The 18,706-nt window shown below is 67.7% G+C and carries 8 protein-coding genes; 3 read left to right on the plus strand and 5 right to left on the minus strand.

Annotated features, from left to right (window positions below; all coding sequences use genetic code 11):
- Nucleotides 1–592: 592 nt before the first annotated feature.
- From FBQ73_RS13520 to FBQ73_RS13530, 3 genes are all read left to right on the plus strand, one after another.
- The gene (locus tag FBQ73_RS13520) at nucleotides 593–4,318 is read left to right on the plus strand and encodes a vitamin B12-dependent ribonucleotide reductase (RefSeq protein ID WP_138400008.1); all 3,726 of its coding nucleotides are present in this window, start codon (nucleotides 593–595) and stop codon (nucleotides 4,316–4,318) included.
- A gap of 325 nt (nucleotides 4,319–4,643) precedes the next feature.
- Entirely contained in the window at nucleotides 4,644–5,360 is a 717-nt protein-coding gene (locus tag FBQ73_RS13525; protein WP_138400009.1) for a glutathione S-transferase family protein, read from the plus strand.
- Nucleotides 5,361–5,988: 628 nt separating this feature from the next.
- Nucleotides 5,989–7,404, plus strand: a complete 1,416-nt coding sequence (locus FBQ73_RS13530; RefSeq protein WP_138400010.1) for a glycoside hydrolase 5 family protein — start codon at nucleotides 5,989–5,991, stop codon at nucleotides 7,402–7,404.
- Between the two features lie 93 nt (nucleotides 7,405–7,497).
- Here FBQ73_RS13530 and FBQ73_RS13535 read toward each other — a convergent pair whose 3' ends face one another.
- The 5 genes from FBQ73_RS13535 to FBQ73_RS13555 form a co-directional block, all read right to left on the minus strand.
- Nucleotides 7,498–7,842, minus strand: a complete 345-nt coding sequence (locus FBQ73_RS13535) for a hypothetical protein (RefSeq protein WP_170218884.1) — start codon at nucleotides 7,840–7,842, stop codon at nucleotides 7,498–7,500.
- A gap of 324 nt (nucleotides 7,843–8,166) precedes the next feature.
- Complete coding sequence (prfB, locus tag FBQ73_RS13540; RefSeq protein WP_138400012.1) at nucleotides 8,167–9,297, minus strand: peptide chain release factor 2; 1,131 nt, start codon at nucleotides 9,295–9,297, stop codon at nucleotides 8,167–8,169.
- Between the two features lie 228 nt (nucleotides 9,298–9,525).
- Nucleotides 9,526–12,075 (minus strand): EAL domain-containing protein, encoded by a 2,550-nt coding sequence (locus FBQ73_RS13545; RefSeq protein WP_138400013.1) that lies wholly within the window; start codon nucleotides 12,073–12,075, stop codon nucleotides 9,526–9,528.
- A 367-nt stretch (nucleotides 12,076–12,442) separates the two neighbouring features.
- The gene (locus FBQ73_RS13550) at nucleotides 12,443–14,857 is read right to left on the minus strand and encodes a penicillin-binding protein 1A (RefSeq protein WP_138400014.1); all 2,415 of its coding nucleotides are present in this window, start codon (nucleotides 14,855–14,857) and stop codon (nucleotides 12,443–12,445) included.
- Nucleotides 14,858–15,175: 318 nt separating this feature from the next.
- Nucleotides 15,176–18,406: an Rne/Rng family ribonuclease gene (locus FBQ73_RS13555; RefSeq protein WP_138400015.1), complete on the minus strand. Its 3,231-nt coding sequence runs from the start codon at nucleotides 18,404–18,406 to the stop codon at nucleotides 15,176–15,178.
- Between the last annotated feature and the right edge of the window lie 300 nt (nucleotides 18,407–18,706).

The following is an 18,706-nucleotide window of genomic DNA, read 5'->3' on the forward strand; positions in this document are numbered from 1 at the left end:
GTTGGGCAATAATCTATCGCGATGCGGGGGAGGCGAAAGTGTCCCGCGCGCGAATGGGCTGGGCGGCTTGATAGATTATTGCGCAGCGCTTTGCCACGCACGCTGATACCGCATTCTGCATGGTTGGCATGTGCGATGCGCATGACACCATTGGCGCGGTGGGCTTTGGTTGCGTTCGGGCCGCTCCGCACCTGCCCGCATCCTGCCTGTGGATGACGGTGATGACCGCTACTTCCCCCACCGCGTCCGTCGTCCAGTCGCGAAGACGCTAAAACCGAGCCGGGTAAAGGCTCGTTAGGGATTTGATAACCCGATTGGCGCCACCATATGTAGTATGGAGGTGGGTTCGAGGCCCCAGATCAAGGCAAAATCTGGTTTGACCCAGGGGCCAGACTCGCACTAGCGTTCGGCCACTGAGCGCTGGGCGTCCCACATGTATCGGTCGTGGATGCCAGCTGCGCACGCTGAACCCCAGTTCCGCGAACCGTCACGGCGCGGCGTCCTGCGCCGTGCCCGACATGTCGTCACGTCTGCCACATTCATCTTTTAGACTGGTCGGCCCGCACGGGGCCGAGCCGAAGGAGCACCGGTCATGCGCGTTGAACGTCGCTACACGCACGAGGGCCGTTCCCCTTACGCGGACATCCCGTTCCGCGAGACCGTGAGCGAGATCCGGAACCCCGATGGCTCCGTGGTCTTCCGCCAGGAGGGCATCGAGGTCCCGGCCCAGTTCTCCCAGGTAGCCAGCGATATCCTCGCGCAGAAGTATTTCCGCAAGGCGGGGGTGCCCGCGCGCCTCAAGACCGTGGAGGAGAACACCGTTCCCTCCTTCCTGTGGCGCTCGGTGCCCGACGAGGCGGCGCTTGCCGCCCTGCCCGAGAAGGAGCGCCTGATCGGCGAGACCTCGGCCAAGCAGGTGTTCGACCGCCTTGCCGGCACCTGGACCTACTGGGGCTGGAAGGGCGGCTATTTCGACACCGAAGCCGACGCCCAGGCCTTCTATGACGAGCATCGCTATATGCTCGCCCTGCAGATGGCCGCGCCCAATTCGCCGCAGTGGTTCAACACCGGCCTGTTCTGGGCCTATGGCATCGACGGGCCGGGCCAGGGCCATTTCTATGTGGACCACGTGAGCGGCGAACTGCTCGCCTCCACCTCGGCCTATGAGCATCCCCAGCCGCACGCCTGCTTCATCCAGTCGGTCAGCGACGACCTGGTGAACGAGGGCGGCATCATGGACCTGTGGGTGCGCGAGGCGCGCCTGTTCAAGTATGGCTCCGGCACCGGTTCCAACTTCTCGTCCCTGCGCGGCGAGGGTGAGAAGCTGTCGGGCGGCGGCCGCTCGTCCGGCCTCATGAGCTTCCTCAAGATCGGCGACCGCGCGGCGGGCGCCATCAAGTCCGGCGGCACCACCCGCCGCGCCGCCAAGATGGTGGTGGTCGACGCCGACCATCCGGACATCGAAGCCTATGTGAACTGGAAGGTGATCGAGGAGCAGAAGGTTGCCGCCCTCGTCACCGGCTCGCGGCTCAATGCGAAGCACCTGAAGGCCGTGCTCAAGGCCTGCGTGAATTGCGAGGGCGAGGCGGACAGCTGCTTCGAGCCGGAGAAGAACCCGGCGCTGAAGCGCGAGATCAAGGCCGCCCGCAAGGCCGGCGTGGCGGATGCCGCCATCCGCCGGGTGATCCAGTATGCCCGCCAGGGCTACAAGGACATCGACGTTTCCATCTACGACACCGATTGGGACGGCGAGGCCTACATCACGGTGGCCGGCCAGAATTCCAACAATTCCGTGCGCGTCACCGACGACTTCCTGCGCGCGGTCGAGGCGGACGCCGACTGGAACCTGATCCGCCGCACCGACGGTAAGGTGGCCAAGACCGTCAAGGCTCGCGAGCTGTGGGAGAAGATCGGTGCCGCCGCTTGGCATTGCGCCGATCCCGGCATCCAGTTCCACACCACGGTGAACGACTGGCACACCTGCCCGGCGGGCGGCGAGATCCGGGCCTCCAACCCCTGCTCGGAATACATGTTCCTCGACGACACCGCCTGCAACCTCGCCTCGCTGAACCTCCTGCAGTTCCGCGACGCCGAGAAGCGGTTCGACGTGGAGAGCTACGAGCACGCGGTGCGGCTGTGGACCGTGGTGCTGGAAATCTCGGTGCTGATGGCCCAGTTCCCGTCCCGCCGCATTGCCGAATTGTCCTATGAATACCGCACCTTGGGCCTCGGCTACGCCAATATCGGCGGGCTGCTCATGTCGAGCGGCATCCCCTATGACTCGCCCCAGGGCCGGGCCATCGGCGGCGCCCTGTCGGCCATCATGACCGGCGTGTGCTACGCCACGTCGGCCGAGATGGCGTCCGAGCTGGGCCCGTTCCCGGCCTACAGCGCCAACGCCCAGTCCATGCTGCGGGTGATCCGCAACCACCGCCGGGCCGCCCATGGCCTCAAGGACGGCTATGAGGGCCTGTCCATCGCCCCGGTGCCCCTCGACCAGGTGTCCTGCCCGGACACCCGCCTCGTCGCCCATGCCACCGCGGCCTGGGACAAGGCTCTGGCGCTGGGTGAGCAGCACGGCTTCCGCAATGCCCAGGTCTCGGTGATCGCCCCCACCGGCACCATCGGCCTGGTGATGGACTGCGACACCACCGGAATCGAACCCGACTTCGCCTTGGTCAAGTTCAAGAAGCTGGCTGGCGGCGGCTACTTCAAGATCATCAACCGGGCGGTGCCCGAGGCGCTGCGCACCCTTGGCTACTCGGAAGCCGAGATCGCCGAGATGGAGGCCTATGCGGTGGGCCACGGCTCGCTGGCGCAGGCCCCGGCCATCAACCATTCCACCTTGCGCACCAAGGGCTTCGATGACGCGGCCATTGCCAAGGCCGAGGCCGCAGTGAAGACCGCGTTCGACATCAAGTTCGCCTTCAACCGCTGGACCTTCGGCGAGGAATTCCTCAGCCAGGCCCTCGGCGTGCCGGCGGCGCAGCTCGCCGACCCCAAGTTCGACCTCCTGAACTTCCTCGGGTTCTCCAAGTTCGACATCGACGCGGCCAACGTCCATGTCTGCGGCGCCATGACGCTTGAAGGCGCCCCCTTCCTGAAGGCCCAGCACCTGCCGGTGTTCGACTGCGCCTCGCCGTGCGGCCGGCTCGGCAAGCGCTACCTATCGGTGGAGAGCCACATCCGCATGATGGCGGCGGCGCAGCCCTTCATTTCGGGCGCCATCTCCAAGACCATCAATATGCCCAACGACGCCAGCGTCGAGGATTGCAAGGCGGCCTACCAGCTGTCCTGGCGTCTCGCGCTGAAGGCCAACGCGCTCTATCGCGACGGCTCCAAGCTGTCCCAGCCCCTCAACGCCCAGCTGGTGGCGGACGATGAGGACGAGGACGACGCAGTGGAGGCCCTGGTGGCCCAGCCCAACGCGGCGCGGGTCGCCACCGTCACCGAGAAGATCGTGGAACGGGTGGTGGAGCGCATCGTCGAGCACCGGGTGCGCGAGCGGGAGAAGATGCCCGACCGCCGCAAGGGCTACACCCAGAAGGCGATCGTGGGCGGCCACAAGCTCTACCTGCGCACCGGCGAATATGATGACGGCCGCCTCGGCGAGATCTTCATCGACATGCACAAGGAGGGCGCGGCGCTTCGCTCGCTCCTCAACAACTTCGCCATCGCCATCTCCCTCGGCCTGCAATACGGCGTGCCGCTGGAGGAGTATGTGGACGCCTTCACCTTCACCCGCTTCGAGCCGGCGGGCCCGGTGCAGGGCAACGACACCATCAAGTATGCCACCTCCATGCTGGACTATGTGTTCCGCGAGCTGGCGGTGTCCTATCTCGGCCGCAGCGACCTCGGCCACGTGGACCCCCACGAGACCAGCTTCGACGCCCTCGGCAAGGGCGCGGACGAGGGCAAGGCGCCGAACCCGGCCAACCGTGTCGTCTCCAAGGGCTTGGTGCGCGGCAAGACCGTGAACCTCATGGCGGCCCAGCCGGTTTCCACAGAGCCCCGCTCCGGCACCGACAATGTGACGGTGCTGCGTGCCCCGACCTTCGGCGCCACCGCGCTGAAGACCGACGTGGCCGAGCTGCCCGAGCCGGCGCCGCAGGCGCAGGAGATCGAGGCGGCGGTGGAAAGCCTGATGGACAAGTCGCTGCCGTGGGGGGCCACCGCCCGCAAGGCCGAGGCCCGCGCCGAGGCGCGCGCCAAGGGCTATGAGGGCGAGGCCTGCCCCGAGTGCATGAACTTCACCATGGTGCGCAACGGCACCTGCCTGAAGTGCGACACCTGCGGCAGCACCACCGGCTGCAGCTGAAATACTTGGCAACCCATCTTTGATGGGTTGCCTCCATAGGAACAAATAGAGAACTGAGAAGATATGAGCTTTATCGCAAATCGTGATCCTGCGAAAAAGTTTCGACAGGCATGCGATCTGGAGAGAAGGCTGGGGGGCCTCAGCTGCATCGTTCGGCAGCACTCGGCCTCTGATCGCTCGATGCTTCGCCTCGCAAGCTTGCATGCGCGCCGCGAGCGGGTAACAGAGATCCGCAAAGAATTGGCGCAGCAAGTGGCGAGGAGGTAAAGCCCTCCAAATCCAGACTGGATGCCAACCGTCGGAATCTGGCAAACGGGGCACCCCCATGCTCACCCTCTATTCCTATCCCGAACTGTTCGGCGTCGCGGACAACAATGGCTATGGCCTCAAGGTTTTCGCCTGGCTGAAGCTGGCGGGCGTGCCGTTCGAGCATCGCCACCTCTTCGACGCCTCGGGGGCGCCGCGCGGCCAGCTGCCCTATATCGAGGATGATGGCATGGTCGTCGGCGACAGCGAGACCATCCTTGCTTACGTGCGGCGCACATATGGGGTGACCCTCGACGATCACCTCACCCCCGCCGAGCGCAACATGGCGCTGCTGGTCACCCGCATGCTGGATGACCTTTACTGGGTCATGTCCTATTCCCGCTGGAAGGACGAGGCCTTCTGGCCCCTGTTCCGCGACGGGCTGATGCAGCAGCATCCCTCCCTCACGCCGGAGGCGCTGGAAAAGGCCAAGGCGTTCAACGCCCAGCGCTATCATTTCCAGGGCATCGGGCGCTTTGCGCCGCCGGATGCCTATGCGCGCGGGCTCGCCGATCTGGGCGTGCTGGCGGACCTGGTGCCCGGCGAAGGCTTCGTGTTTGGATCGCAGCCCACCGGCGTGGATGCCGCCATCTACGGTTTTCTGGCCAACATCCATTTCTATCCCATCGCCACGCCCCTGAAGGCCTTCATCGACGCCCATCCCAATCTCGTGAGGCACTGCATGGCGATCCATGCCCTCATCGGCGGGGCTGCGTGGGATGGTCGCGCCGCCTGATCCGCGCGCAGCGGCGCGGTTGATGGCGCGGCGAGGGTGCGAGGACGCCGGAGCGAATGGCTTGCGGCATTATTTTGCAATTTGCGAGATAAGAGATTCATCACCAAAATCAAAGGCATTAGTCTCTCGGCCGGGATGGCTGGCGGCAAGCAGCCGCCTCACGCGTGCAAGCTCCACGGACTGTTTTGGAACAGCTCTCGCCAAATTCAGGTCCGCTTTCTACTCCGCTGATCAGACGCTGAAGCTGGAAATCATCGAATCTGGCCGCTCGGAGTGACACCTCGCTGCCGCGACAGGGCATGGGCCACCGCCCAACACTGCAATTCGTCCTTAACGCGTGACGCCCGGCCTGTAGAATGATGCCGGGGGAGCGATGAGGCGCTCTTGGGGCCGTGACATGCCGTTGCGTTATGGGCGCGCGGGCCACGGTGCCAGGGCCGTGTCATCGGCGGTTGGGGGTAAGGGGATGCAATTCCAAACGGGGCATGCGGTGCCTGCTGGTTCCACGGCACGCGGCCCAGGAGATGACGGGCGCCCTGGAGTGGCCGGGGCATCGGCAGGGCCGGCGGCTGCCGGCGTGGTTGACCGGGCCTCGACCGGGCGGCGCGGCAAGGGGCGGTGCTTCTTTTTGCGCAGCTTCTTGTGGGGCAAGGTTCGGCGGGCGCTCGGCGCGGCCGCCGTTGCGGGCGCGGCGCTGGCGGGCCTCGCCGGCGTAGCCGGGGCCAACGAGCGCCGCCAGCTCACTTTCGACGCGCAGGCCGCAACGCCGCGGCCAGAGCCAATGATCATCGGCGCGGGCGTTCATTTCGGCATCGGCGGCGCCTACAATTATGATCCGCGTCGCGCTGCGGACCTGGTGCGCGACATCGGCTTCACCTCGGTGCGCGACGATCTGGTCTGGCCCCTGTTCGTGCGCAGCGGCGTCCACCAGAATGCGAGCCCGCCCCCCCAGATCTGGCGGCTATACCGCTTTCTCGGCCTTGCCGGCGTCAGGCCGCTCCTCATCCTTGGCCACAGCCATCCCCATGTCGAAGGGGCCGCTCCGCCCATGACCGCCGACGGGCGCGCGGCATTCGCGAGCTTCAGCTCCAAGGCGGCGGAGTTCGTCGCCCGCTTCGAACCCATGTTCGAGGTCTGGAACGAGTGGAACCTGTCCGGGGAGTTCAATCCGCCCTGGGTCGTCGGCGCCGGCAAGGAGGGGGATCCCCGCGCCGCCCGCGACTATGTCGCGCTGGTCAGGTCGACGCTCCCGGTGCTGAACAGGGTTGTTCCCACCGCGCCGGTCCTCGTCGGCGTGTCGGGCTATGACGTGGACTGGCTGTGGACCAGGGCCGTCGTCGACGGCGGCGTCATGCGTGGCGCGAAGGGGTTGTCCATCCACGTCAGCAATCATTGCCATCCCACCCTCTCCAGGCGGACCGCCACCGAGGCCATCGACCGCGTGGAGGCGCTGCAACACGTGCTCGGGCAGGATGGCGCGCCGCCGGTTCCCGTCTTTGTGTCGGAGGTCGGCTGGCCCACCGCGCCACTCACGCCTTGCGTGATCACGCCCCAGCAGCAGGCGGATAATCTGGCGCAGTTCCTGTTCTGGGCGGCGGCCACGCCCTGGGTCAAGGGCGCCTGGGTCTACCAGTTGAAGGACCAGGGCACCCACCCGGCCGAGTTGGAGGACAATTTCGGCATCTATACCTACGACTACAAGCCCAAGCCCGCCGCCTGCGCGGTGCGGGAGGCGGTGCGCCTGCTGAAGGCGAGTTCGAGCTTCCGGGTGGAGCGGCCGTTTCCGGACATGTTCGTGGTCCAGCTCGGCGGGGCGCCGGGCGAGGCGGGGATGGTCCGACTGGCCGCCTGGACCACCGCCGGCCCGGCGACGGGCCGCATCGCCTTTCCCGCCGGCGCCGAGGCCAGCGCCAGCCGCCTGTGCGGCGGCCCGCAGAGCGCCGAGGCGGATGGCTTTGCCATCGGTCCAGAGCCGCTGATCATCAATGTCCGGGGCACGACGGCCACCCTCGATGCAACCTTTGAGGCCGCGCCGGATCGCTAGGCGGCCGTTTGTCCGCTTGCGGTGTGATCCGACCGGCGCGCGCCTGGAGCGTTTTCTTCAGGCGAACCGGTATCCGCTTCGCTCGAAAACGCCCTAGAAGGCCGGGGTGGGCGCGAACAGGCAGAGGGTGCGTCCCTCGCGCTTGCCCTGCACCGAGCAGCGGTGGAACTTGCCATCCGGGCTCTCGGGCACCGCGTCGCGCGGGTAATATTCGCCCGTGGCCTTGATGAAATAGCCCTGGCCCACGAACTCCACATCCTCCGGCCCGATCTCGTAGCAATCCTGCCCGGAGCAGCAATAGGCCGGATACCAGTCGTGGGCGCGGGCGAGGCGCGGCGCGAGCGCGATGGCGGACAGGCACAGGGCGAGGCCCAAGGCGTGATGCACGGTGCGCGGCACCGTGGGTTGTGGCGTTCGATGCGACCTCGGATACGCCATGCGCGACGGCTCCGCCTTGTCCGAGGCCGGGAGCGGCCGGCTCGGGACACGAGAGCACACGTCCTCTCCTGACGCCGGGAAACGGATTGGCCGGCCAGAGTGTCCAATCTGGCCGGATCCGGCTCCACGAGCCGATCAGGATGACCCAAGCAGCGGAAAGCTCAAAGGAATTTTCGCACGGCCCGAGGGGCCGGCAAGGTGCCGGCAAGGGGCCGGCCGTATGTCGCAAGGGCAGGAAGCGTCGGTGCACTTCCCAAACGGCAGCAAAAGCGTTGCCGCCGCCGGCAGGCGCGCCGCCAGCGGGGAGGGCGGTTCAGGCGTGGATCAGTCCACGTCCTCCACGCTGTCCGGGCCGCCGCCATAGGCGCGCTGGGCCAGGGCGGCTTGCATGAACGGGTCGAGATCGCCGTCCAGCACCTCCTGCGGGGTGCCGGAGGTGACGCCGGTGCGCAGGTCCTTCACCAGCTGGTAGGGCTGGAGCACATAGGAGCGGATCTGGTGGCCCCAGCCGATGTCGGTCTTGGCCGCCTGCTCGGCCATGGCCTCGGCCTCGCGCTTCTTCAGCTCCAGGTCGTAGAGCTTGGCGCGCAGCATGTTCCAGGCGGTGGCGCGGTTCTTGTGCTGGGAACGGTCGCCCTCGCTCACCACCGCGACGCCGGTGGGAATGTGGGTGAGGCGCACCGCCGATTCGGTCTTGTTCACGTGCTGGCCGCCGGCGCCGCCGGAGCGCATGGTGTCCACCCGCACGTCGGCTTCCTTGATGTCCACCACGATGCGGTCGTCCACCACCGGATAGACATCCACCGAGGCGAACGAGGTCTGGCGGCGGGCGTTGGAATCGAACGGGGAGATGCGCACCAGCCGGTGTACGCCGGCCTCGGTCTTCAGCCAGCCATAGGCATTGTGCCCCTTCACCTGGATGGTGGCGGACTTCAGCCCGGCCTGCTCGCCCTGGGACTCGTCCATCAGCTCCACCTTGAAGCCGTGCCGTTCGCACCAGCGCCGGTACATGCGCAGCAGCATCTCGGCCCAGTCCTGGCTGTCGGTGCCGCCGGCACCCGCATGGACTTCCAGATAGCTGTCGTTGGCGTCGGCCTCGCCGGAGAGCAGGGCTTCCAGCTCGCGCCGGGCCAGCTCCGCCTTCAGGCCGTCGAGGGAGGCGGCGGCCTCGGTGATGACGCCTTCGTCGCCCTCCGCCTCGCCCAGCTCGATCAGCTCGATGTTGTCCTCAAGATCGCGCAGCACGCGGTCGATGGCGCCGAGGCCGTCCTCCAGCGTGGTGCGCTCCTGCATGAGCTTCTGCGCCCGCTCGGGGTCGTCCCAGAGCTTGGGGTCCTCGACGATGGCGTTCAGCTCCGCCAGACGCCGCCGCGAGCGGTCCACGTCCAGGTGGGACCGCAACAGGTCCAGGGAAGCTCTGATCTCGTCGACCTTTGCGGCGAGTTCCGCGCGCATGGCTCATCATACTCCGGCGGGATCGGGATGGGGCCGGGCCAAGCGCCCGAGCCGACACTCCGTCTCCATATCTGGGAAGGTCATGCACCGATCGGCCGCAACGCGAGGCCGATCGGTGCATGACCGAAGGGGGCCGCGGAAAATAGCGGCGGGGCGCCCGAGTGTAAACGGAAGAGGCGGTAGGGCGGCGTCTCAGTTTGAAATCCGGCGGCGCTCGCTCTCCTCCGGTCAGGAGCCGGCGCCGTCAGGGCCCGCCGGGTGGAGCGGGGTGGACAGCCAGCCGGCCACATCCGCCGCCTCCAACGGCCGGGCGAACAGATAGCCTTGCGCGGCGTGGCAGCCGAGGCCGCGCAGCAGGTCGGCCTGCGCCGCCGTTTCCACGCCTTCCGCCACCACCGTCATGCCAAGGCTCTGGCCGATGAGGATCACCGCCGTGGCCAGGGCCAGGGCATTCTTGTCCTGCTCGATGCTCAGCATGAAGGAGCGGTCGATCTTCAACTCGGCAATGGGCAGGTGCGACAGGGCGCTGAGGCTCGAATAGCCGGTGCCGAAATCGTCCATGGCGATGCGCACGCCCAGTGCGTCGATGGAGCGGGCGATGGCGAACGAGTTCGGATTCTGGTCCATGGTCACCCGCTCGGTGATCTCGATCCGCAGGTCGTTGGGGGCCAGCCGGTGCTGCTTCAGCGCCTGGGAGATGACGCCCACGATCTCGCCGGTGCGGAAGCTGAGGGGGGAGAGATTGACCGAGACGTGGGGCACCGCGAGCCCCTCGGCACGCCAGCGGGCCATCTGCGCGCACACCTCTTCCACCGCCCAGCGGTCGATGGTGTCGATGAAGCCGTATTCCTCGGCAAGGGCGATGAAGCGCGGCGCGGGAACCTCGCCATGCACCGGATCGGACCAGCGGGCCAGGGCTTCCACGCCGTGCAGCGCGCCGCCGGAAAGCGTGACCTGGGGCTGGTAGACCAGGCGCAGCGCGTGGTTCTGCAACGCCTTCCGCAGGGCCACGGACAGCACCAGGCGGTCCTCCGCCCTCTTGTTCAGGTCCTCGGTGAAGAACTGGAATCGGCCCCTGTCCTTGCGCTTGGCCTCGTGCATGGCGGTGTCGGCATGCTGGAGCAGCGTTTCGGCGGAGGCGCCGTGCTGGGGATAAAGGGCGATGCCCACCGATGCCGACATGGTCAGGTGCAGCTTCTGCGCCGGAATGGGGGCAGCCATGTAGTCGATGAGGCGGCGGGCGATGCGTGCGGCCTCTTCCGCTCCGCAATCGTGCACCAGCACCGCGAATTCGTCGCCGCCGGTGCGGCCCACCGCGTCGCCGGTTCGCAACTGGGCCTTAAGGCGCCGGGCCATCTCCACCAGAAGCGCGTCGCCGGTGGAATGGCCGAGGGTGTCGTTCACATCCTTGAAATGGTCCACATCGAGCATCAGCACCGCGAGCGGTTCGTCCCGTTCGCCGGCCTCGGCGATGAGGTCGGACAGGGATTCCAGAAGCCGGCCGCGGTTGGACAGGCCGGTCAGCGTGTCGATGCTGGCGAGGGTGGCGATGCGGTCGCGCGCTTCCGAGCGCTCCAGAACCAGCGCGCACAGGTCTGAGCAGAGGGAGACGACGCCTTCGAGCCAGGGCGCCGCGAACGGCGGGCCGGGGAAATAAAAGGCGAAGGTGGCGGCCACCTTGCCGCTGCGCAGCTTCGCAGGAAGCGACCAGCAGCCCTTGATACCGGCCGGAAGCACGAGGTGGCGGAAATCCTCCCACAGGGGGCTGCTGGCGATGTCCTCGACCATCACCGCCTCGCCACGGAACGCCGAGGTGCCGCAGCTGCCGCATTTCGGGCCGATGCGCAGGCCCTCCACCGCGTCCGAGAACGCGGCCGGCAGGCTGGGGGCGGCCAGAACCGTCAGCCGGTCGTCGGCGGTGACGCCGAGGATCGTGCACAGCACACCGGGGGCCAGGCCCTCCACCTTGCGGCACAGAAGCTCCAGAATGTCGCGGGCCGGCGCGTCGGCGGCGAGCGCGGCGAGCACCTGCCGTTGCAGGTCCTCCATGAGGCGGGTGTGGGTGATGTCGGCCAGCACGGCGACCACGTGCTCAAGGGCGCCGGTGGCCTGGCTGAGCACCGGAGTGACGATGGCCGAGACCCACACCTCGTTGCCCGATGCGCCACGCAGCGGGATATCTTCCGGAAAGGGCACCCGGTGCTGGATGCCGTGGTCGATGCGCGCGGCAAGCTCGGCCGCGCCTTTGCCGGAGGCGAGAAGGTCCGACAGCGGGCGACCGTCGGCTTCGCCTTCGGCATAGCCGAGCATCTCCTGGAAGGCCCGGTTGGTGTAGACGATTCGGCGCTGGGCATCGGTGACGACCACCCCGCGATCGGTCTTCTCGGCGACAAGGGACAGGATGCCCATATGTCCGGCCGCGCCCGCCGGTCCGGGCAGGCGCTGCACCACCGCTGCATAGCCGCTCTTGCCGGCGTGCTGCACCTGCGCCACGCGGACCAGGGCGAAGGCATTCGAGCCGTCCGGGTGCGCGATCACCACCTGCCGGTCGGTACCGACCATGTCCTCGACGATCCAGAGGCGGCCAGGGTCGAAGCGGAGCCCCGCCGGAAAGACCACGCGGGCATCCCGGCCGATCATGGCCGGGGCGGACAGGCCCCAGAGCCGCTCGGCCGCCGCATTGACGAAGGTGACGATGCCGTTCTCGTCCATGAACACCATGGCATCCGCAGCCCGGCTGGTGGCGGCCGACGGAAGAACGGTGATCGTCTTGCCCATGGCTGCGGCTCCGCGCCAACAGGGCGCATGGCGGACGACCCGGGGCACGATACGTCCGCTTGCCCCGGACGGCCGATCCGGGGACCGGATGCCGTCCTGGAAACGGCTCCGCGGTCCACCGGCTCGACCTGCTCCAGGGGCAGCTTATCGAATCCGGAGATGTTGTACAGAAAGCCGGTGTGCCTCGGTTAATCGCCCCGGTCTGGCCGAACGGGCGCGCCGGCCGCAGGCCGCGGCGGATGCCAATGGCCCGGGCGCTCGACACCCCAGGCCATTTCGAGCCCGCGCGGGGCTTGAGCGGGCACACTCAAGCGTGCCTATCCCTGCACGTTCCACCAGCCTCGGCCAGCGACCGAGGCCATTGGTCTCAGTAGAGGCCACCGCCGGTGCGCACGGGGGCGGCGGGCTCGGGCGAAGCGCCATCGGTGCCCGAATAGCCGGCCACGCTATAGCCGTCCGGCGGGGCGGTGCCGGGCTTGAAGGCCTCCAGGATGGAGCTGTCGCCGGCGCCCGCGCGCTGGCCGCTCTTGCGGTCGATGCGCACCAGCTTGATGCCCGCCGGCACCCGGAACGGAATGGCCGGGCGGTCGGCGATGGCGGTCTTCATGAAGTCGCGCACGATGGGCGCCGAGATGAGGCCGCCGGTGGAGCCCTTGCCCATGGGCCTGGGCTTGTCGTAGCCGAGATAGACGCCAACCACGATTTCCGGCGTGAAGCCGATGAACCAGGCGTCCTTCTCCTCGTTGGTGGTGCCGGTCTTGCCGGCGATGGGCTTGCCCAGTTCCTTCAGGGCGGTGCCGGTGCCGCGCTGGACCACGCCCTCCATCATGGAGGTGATCTGATAGGCGGTCATGGGGTCGAGCACCACCGGACGGCGGTCCACGAGGCTGGGCTCAGGCTGGTTGTCCCATTTGTCCGCCTCGCAGCCGCGGCATTCGCGCTCGTCGTGCTTGAAGATGGTGTGGCCGTAGCGGTCCTGGATGCGGTCGATGAGCGAGGGCGTCACCTTGCGCCCGCCGTTGGCGATCATGGCGTAGGCGCCGGTCATGCGCAGCAGGGTGGTCTCGCCCGAGCCGAGCGCCATGGCGAGATAGGGCGGCATGTCGTCATAGATGCCGAAGCGCTTGGCATATTCGGCGACGATGGGCATGCCCACGTCGTTGGCGAGGCGCACCGTCATCACGTTGCGCGACTGCTCCAGGCCGAAGCGCAGGGTCTGCGGGCCGTAGAACTTGCCGGAATAATTCTCCGGCCGCCACGTGGCCTGGCCCTGCTGCTCCAGCTCGAACGGCGCGTCCATGACGATGGTGGAGGGGGTGTAGCCGTTGTCCAGCGCCGCCGAATAGACGAACGGCTTGAACGAGGAGCCGGGCTGGCGCATGGCCTGCGTCGCGCGGTTGAACTGGCTTTCGTCGTAGGAGAAGCCGCCGGAGATGGCGAGCACGCGGCCGGTGGTGGGCTCCATGACCACCATGGCGCCTTCCACGCCCGGCAGCTGGCGCAGGCGCCACTGGCCGGTGCGGTCGCCCAGCGGCTCCACATAGATCACGTCGCCGGGCTTCAGCACCTGCGGCAGGGGGCGGCGGGTCCATTTGGCGCCGTCCACCGGGATCAGGCCCACCTCGCGGTCGGTGGAGCGTGCGCCGGACTTGGTGCGCGGCGGCTGGAGGCCGATGCGCGCATTGTCCTTGCCCACATCCAGCACGATGGCGAGGCGCCAGGGAATGTCGGTGAGTTCCTTGACCTCGCCGAGCTTCACGCCCCAGTCCACCCCGCCGGAGAGGTCCACATGGGTGACGGGCTTGCGCCAGCCGCGCTCCTCGTCATAGCGCACGAGGCCGTCGGTGAGGGTCTTCTTGGCCAGCACCTGCAGCTTGGGATCGAGCGGCGTTCGCACCGAAAGCCCACCCTCGTAGAGCTTGCGCTCGCCGTAGCGCTCATAGATCTGCCGGCGCACTTCCTCTGCGTAATATTCCGCGGCGAAGATCTGCGCACCGGTGGCCCGCGGGGTCACGTCCAGCGGCGACTTCTTGGCCGCCTCGCCTTCCTGCGCGGTGATGAAGCCGTTCTCCACCATGCGGTCGATCACCCAGTTGCGGCGATCGGTGGCGCGGGAGCGGTCGCGGAACGGGTTGTAGGAGGAGGGGGCCTTGGGCAAGGCGGCCAGATACGCCACTTCCTGCACGTTCAGCTCGTCCACCGATTTGTCGAAATACACCAGCGCCGCTGCGGCGATGCCGTAGGCGCCCATGCCGAGATAGATCTCGTTGAGATACAGCTCGAGGATGCGGTCCTTGGAATAGGTGCGCTCAATGCGCAGGGCGAGCAGCGCTTCCTTGACCTTGCGGTCGATGGACACCTCGTTGGTGAGAAGGAAGTTCTTGGCCACCTGCTGGGTGATGGTGGAGGCGCCCTGGGGCCGGACGTTCTTGCCGTAATTCTGGAAATAGAAGGCCGCGGCGCGGAAAATGCCGGTGGGGTCGATGCCGCCGTGCTCGTAGAAATTCTTGTCCTCGGCCGACAGGAAGGCCTCGATCACCAGCTTGGGCACGGACTGGATGGGAATGTAGAGCCGGCGCTGTTTGGCGTACTCGGCAACCAGCGCGCCGTCGGCTGCGTGCACGCGGGTCATCACCGGCGGCTCGTAATTCTGCAGCTGCGAGTAGTCGGGGAGGTCCTGGGAGTACTTCCACACGAAATAGGTCGCGCCCGCCGCACCGGCGAGCAGCACCACGGTGGTGAGCGCGAAAACGAACCCCAGAAACCTCAAGATCAACCGCATTTCGCCGGTTCCCTCCCACGGCGCCCCATCAGGCGCGGCACCGCATAGCGCGACTTCACTCCCGTGCGAAGGCCCCACAGTGCGGGGCCGGTGCCGGCAGCGCAACTTCCCTGTCACGTCCGCGCGAGTGGAATGCGCAAGTCGGCACCGCACGTGGAGAGGAATCGCAGATCAGAGCCTATGGCGGCCAAACGTGGCCGCTTCGCGACGCGGCCGGTACCGCCGGCAAACGAAAACGCCTCCCGGAGGACCGGGAGGCGTCGTTTCAAAGGGTCACGAGGCTTTAGGGCAGCAAGCCTCAGAGCAGCAGGATTGGCCTTAGCCGCCGAACAGCTTGCGCTGCCACCAGCCGGATTTCTTGCTGGCCGCGCTCTCCTCGCTGGCCGGGGCCGCCGGCTCGGGAGCGGGCGTCTCCCGGTGGGCGGTCTCGAAAGCAGGAGACTGCTGGTCAGCAGCTTCCGGGGCCGGCGCCTGCTCGGCGGGCGCCTCCTGGGACGTCGCTTCGACCGCAGGCGCTTCAACGGCCGCGGCCTCGGCAGGGGATACTCCGGCGGCGTTAGCCTCCGGTTCCGCCGCCGTCGTCTCGGCGGTGACGATCACCGGCGCCTTCTCGCGCACCGTGGAGCGACGGCGCGGCTTGGCCGGCACAACGGCTTCCGGCTCGGACTTCTCCACGACGGCCGGCACCGGCGCGGGGGTGAAAATCACGGGCACGGAGGGGATTTCCGCGGCGGGGGCCTCCGACGCTTCGGCGGTGGTCACCGGAATGAGGACCTCGAAGGCGGGAGCGGCTTCCGCCTCGCCATCGCTATCGCCGTCCCTGTCCTGACCTTCGGCGACGGCATCGGTGTCGTCGCCATCCTCGCCATCAGTCTCGCCGGCCGCGAGCGGGGCGTCGCCCTCGCCCTCGCGTTCCCGGCGGTTGCGCCGGCCGCCGCGACGGCCGCGACGACGGCGGCGGCGCTCGGCATTTTCCTCATCAGTGCGCTCGGCATCGGCGGCGCGCTCCTCCTCGGAGCGGTCGTCCTCCTCGCCTTCGCCCTCGTCGCCATCCTGGGTTTCGGCGGAGGCATCGTCCTCCTCCTCGCCCTCGGCGCTGCCCTCGCGGGTCTCGTCCTTCTCGCCCCGCCGCCGACGGCGACGGCGGCGACGCTTGCGATTGCCGTCGTCGGCGCGGTCGCCGGTCTCGCCTTCGGCCTCGGGACCGGCTTCGGCCTCAGCCTCGGCGGTCTCCTCGATGATCTCCTCGTCCTCCTCCTCGGCATAATCCTCGTCGAGCAGGATGGAATCGGGGTGCACCACGGAGCTGGGGCGCGGCGCAGGGGCCGGCGGCACGGCCAGCTCACCCTTCTCGATGATGAAGGGCTGGTGGCCGGTCACGCTCTCGTCGGCGACGATGGCCAGGGTGACGGAGAAGCGCTCTTCCAGCTCGCGCAGGTGGGCGCGCTTCTGGTTGAGCACATAGAGCGCCACCTCGGTGCGGGTGCGGGCATAGAGGTTGTGGGTGGCGGCGCGCAGCAACTGCTCTTCCAGCGCGCGCAGCAGCTGGAGCGACACGGAGGCCGCCGAGCGGACGTGGCCGGTGCCGCCGCAGTGCGGGCACACCTCGATGGAGCTTTCCAGCACGCCGGTGCGGATGCGCTGACGCGACATCTCCAGAAGGCCGAAGTGCGAGATGCGGCCGATCTGGATGCGCGCCCGGTCGTTCTTCAGGCAATCCTTGAGCTTGCGCTCCACCGCCCGGTTGTTGCGCTTCTCCTCCATGTCGATGAAATCGACCACGATGAGGCCGGCGAGATCGCGCAGGCGCAACTGGCGGGCGATTTCCTCGGCGGCTTCCACGTTGGTCTTGAGCGCGGTGTCCTCGATATGGTGCTCGCGGGTGGCGCGGCCCGAGTTCACGTCGATGGAGACCAGGGCTTCCGTCGGGTTGATGACGATGTAGCCGCCGCTCTTCAGCTGCACCACGGGGGAGAACATGGCGTCGAGCTGCTGCTCCACCCCGTAGCGGGCGAAGATGGGCTGGGGCTCGCGATAGGGCAGCACGCACTTGGCATGGCTCGGCATGAGCATGCGCATGAAGTCCTTGGCCTCGCGATAGCCTTCCTCGCCGGCCACGTGAACTTCGTCGATGTCCTTGTTGTAGAGGTCGCGGATGGCCCGCTTGATGAGCGAGCCTTCCTCATAGACCAGGTTCGGCGCGGCGGAGGACAGGGTCAGCTCGCGAACCGTCTCCCACAGCCGCAGGAGGTATTCGAAGTCGCGCTTGATCTCCACCTTGGTGCGGTTGGCGCCGGCGGTGCGCAGGATGATGCCCATCCCTTCCGGCACCTCCAGGTCCTGCACCACTTCCTTCAGGCGCTTGCGGTCCACGGCATTGGTGATCTTGCGGGAGATGCCGCCGCCACGGGCGGTGTTGGGCATCAGGACGGAATAGCGGCCGGCCAGGGAGAGGTAGGTGGTGAGGGCGGCGCCCTTGTTGCCGCGCTCTTCCTTCACCACCTGCACCAGCATTACCTGGCGACGGCGGATGACTTCCTGAATCTTGTAGGAGCGGGCACGGCGCTGCGGCGCGCGCTCGGGCACCTCTTCCATGGCGTCGTCGTCGGCGCCGAGATGCTCGATCTCCTCTTCCTCGTCGATCTGGTCGACATCGCCGTCGTCCTCGTCCTCATCCTCGTCGTCCTCGACCGGACGGGGGTCGGCGCGACGGATCTCGGCAGGGGTCTCCTCGATGTCGAGGATGGGGGCGGGGTGGGTCTCGCCCTCGGGGGCTTCCTGGTGGCGCAGGTCGGCGTAAGCGTCGGCATGCTGCTGCTGCGGGGCGGGCAGGGGCGCGCCATAGGCGGCCTCGGACTCGGTTTCGCGGGCCTCGGAGGACGCTTCGGCAGCCTCGGCGGCGGACAGCAGGTCGGTCACGCTCTCGGGTGCGTGGTGCTCGGGGTGCGCGCTCTCGAAGGCGGGGGCGTCCTGCCAGGAGGAGGCTTCAGCCTCGGGCTGGCCGGTCTCGCTGGTGTCACCCTTGTGCGCCTCACCGAATTCGGAAGCGCTGGACGGGGTGGTATCCGAGGGTGCCTCGAGGCTGGAAGGTTCGTAGCTGGACGGTTCGGAGCTGGAAGAGTCTTGGCCGGAGCCCTCGGCGGGGATGGTCTCGGCTTCCTCGACGGGCTCGCTCACGGTGCGGTCGGAGCTGGAGCGCCGGGCCCGGCCGCGCTCGCGGCGGCGGTCCTTCAGCTCGGCCTCGTCGTCGGCGAGGCGGGCGGCGCGTTCCTCCTCCTCGATCAGCGCGAGGCGGTCCGCCACGGGGATCTGGTAATAATCAGGGTGGATCTCGCTGAAGGCGAGGAAGCCGTGGCGGTTGCCGCCATATTCGATGAAGGCGGCCTGGAGCGAGGGCTCCACGCGCGTCACCTTCGCCAGATAGATATTGCCCCGCAACTGCTTGCGGGACGCCGACTCATAGTCGAACTCTTCGACCCTGTTCCCGCGCACGACCACGACCCGGGTTTCCTCCGGGTGGGTCGCATCGATGAGCATCTTGTTGGCCATGGAATTCTCTCTTCACGGCGCCGCGGGCAAAGGTCCGCGACAGCCGCCCAGGCGCACCCCATTGCGGGGTGGCCGGGCCGCTCGGGCGCCGGATGTGATGACGTGAGGATGAAACGGAGAAACAGGTGCGTCGGGGCGTGTCGCTACGACCCTCGACGTCGGGGCACACGGGGGCGCGCAGAACGCGCCTGTCGTGCGGAGAAAAATCCATGCCCTCGGCTACCCGTTCCTCGATGAAGGGTTCAGGCCGGATGAAAGGCGGGCGCCTCGTTCCGGCCACGGCACACGTTCGCCCGATTC

Source organism: Xanthobacter autotrophicus (assembly GCF_005871085.1).
Taxonomy (GTDB): Bacteria; Pseudomonadota; Alphaproteobacteria; order Rhizobiales; family Xanthobacteraceae; genus Xanthobacter; species Xanthobacter autotrophicus.

What these genes read in the sequence shown, in the direction of transcription:
- FBQ73_RS13520 (WP_138400008.1), top strand. Translation starts at nt 593, where the DNA reads ATGCGCGTTGAACGTCGCTACACGCACGAGGGCCGTTCCCCTTACGCG.
- FBQ73_RS13525 (WP_138400009.1), top strand. Translation starts at nt 4,644, where the DNA reads ATGCTCACCCTCTATTCCTATCCCGAACTGTTCGGCGTCGCGGACAAC.
- FBQ73_RS13535 (WP_170218884.1), bottom strand. Translation starts at nt 7,842, where the DNA reads ATGGCGTATCCGAGGTCGCATCGAACGCCACAACCCACGGTGCCGCGC.
- prfB (WP_138400012.1), bottom strand. Translation starts at nt 9,297, where the DNA reads ATGCGCGCGGAACTCGCCGCAAAGGTCGACGAGATCAGAGCTTCCCTG.
- FBQ73_RS13545 (WP_138400013.1), bottom strand. Translation starts at nt 12,075, where the DNA reads ATGGGCAAGACGATCACCGTTCTTCCGTCGGCCGCCACCAGCCGGGCT.
- FBQ73_RS13550 (WP_138400014.1), bottom strand. Translation starts at nt 14,857, where the DNA reads ATGCGGTTGATCTTGAGGTTTCTGGGGTTCGTTTTCGCGCTCACCACC.
- FBQ73_RS13555 (WP_138400015.1), bottom strand. Translation starts at nt 18,406, where the DNA reads ATGGCCAACAAGATGCTCATCGATGCGACCCACCCGGAGGAAACCCGG.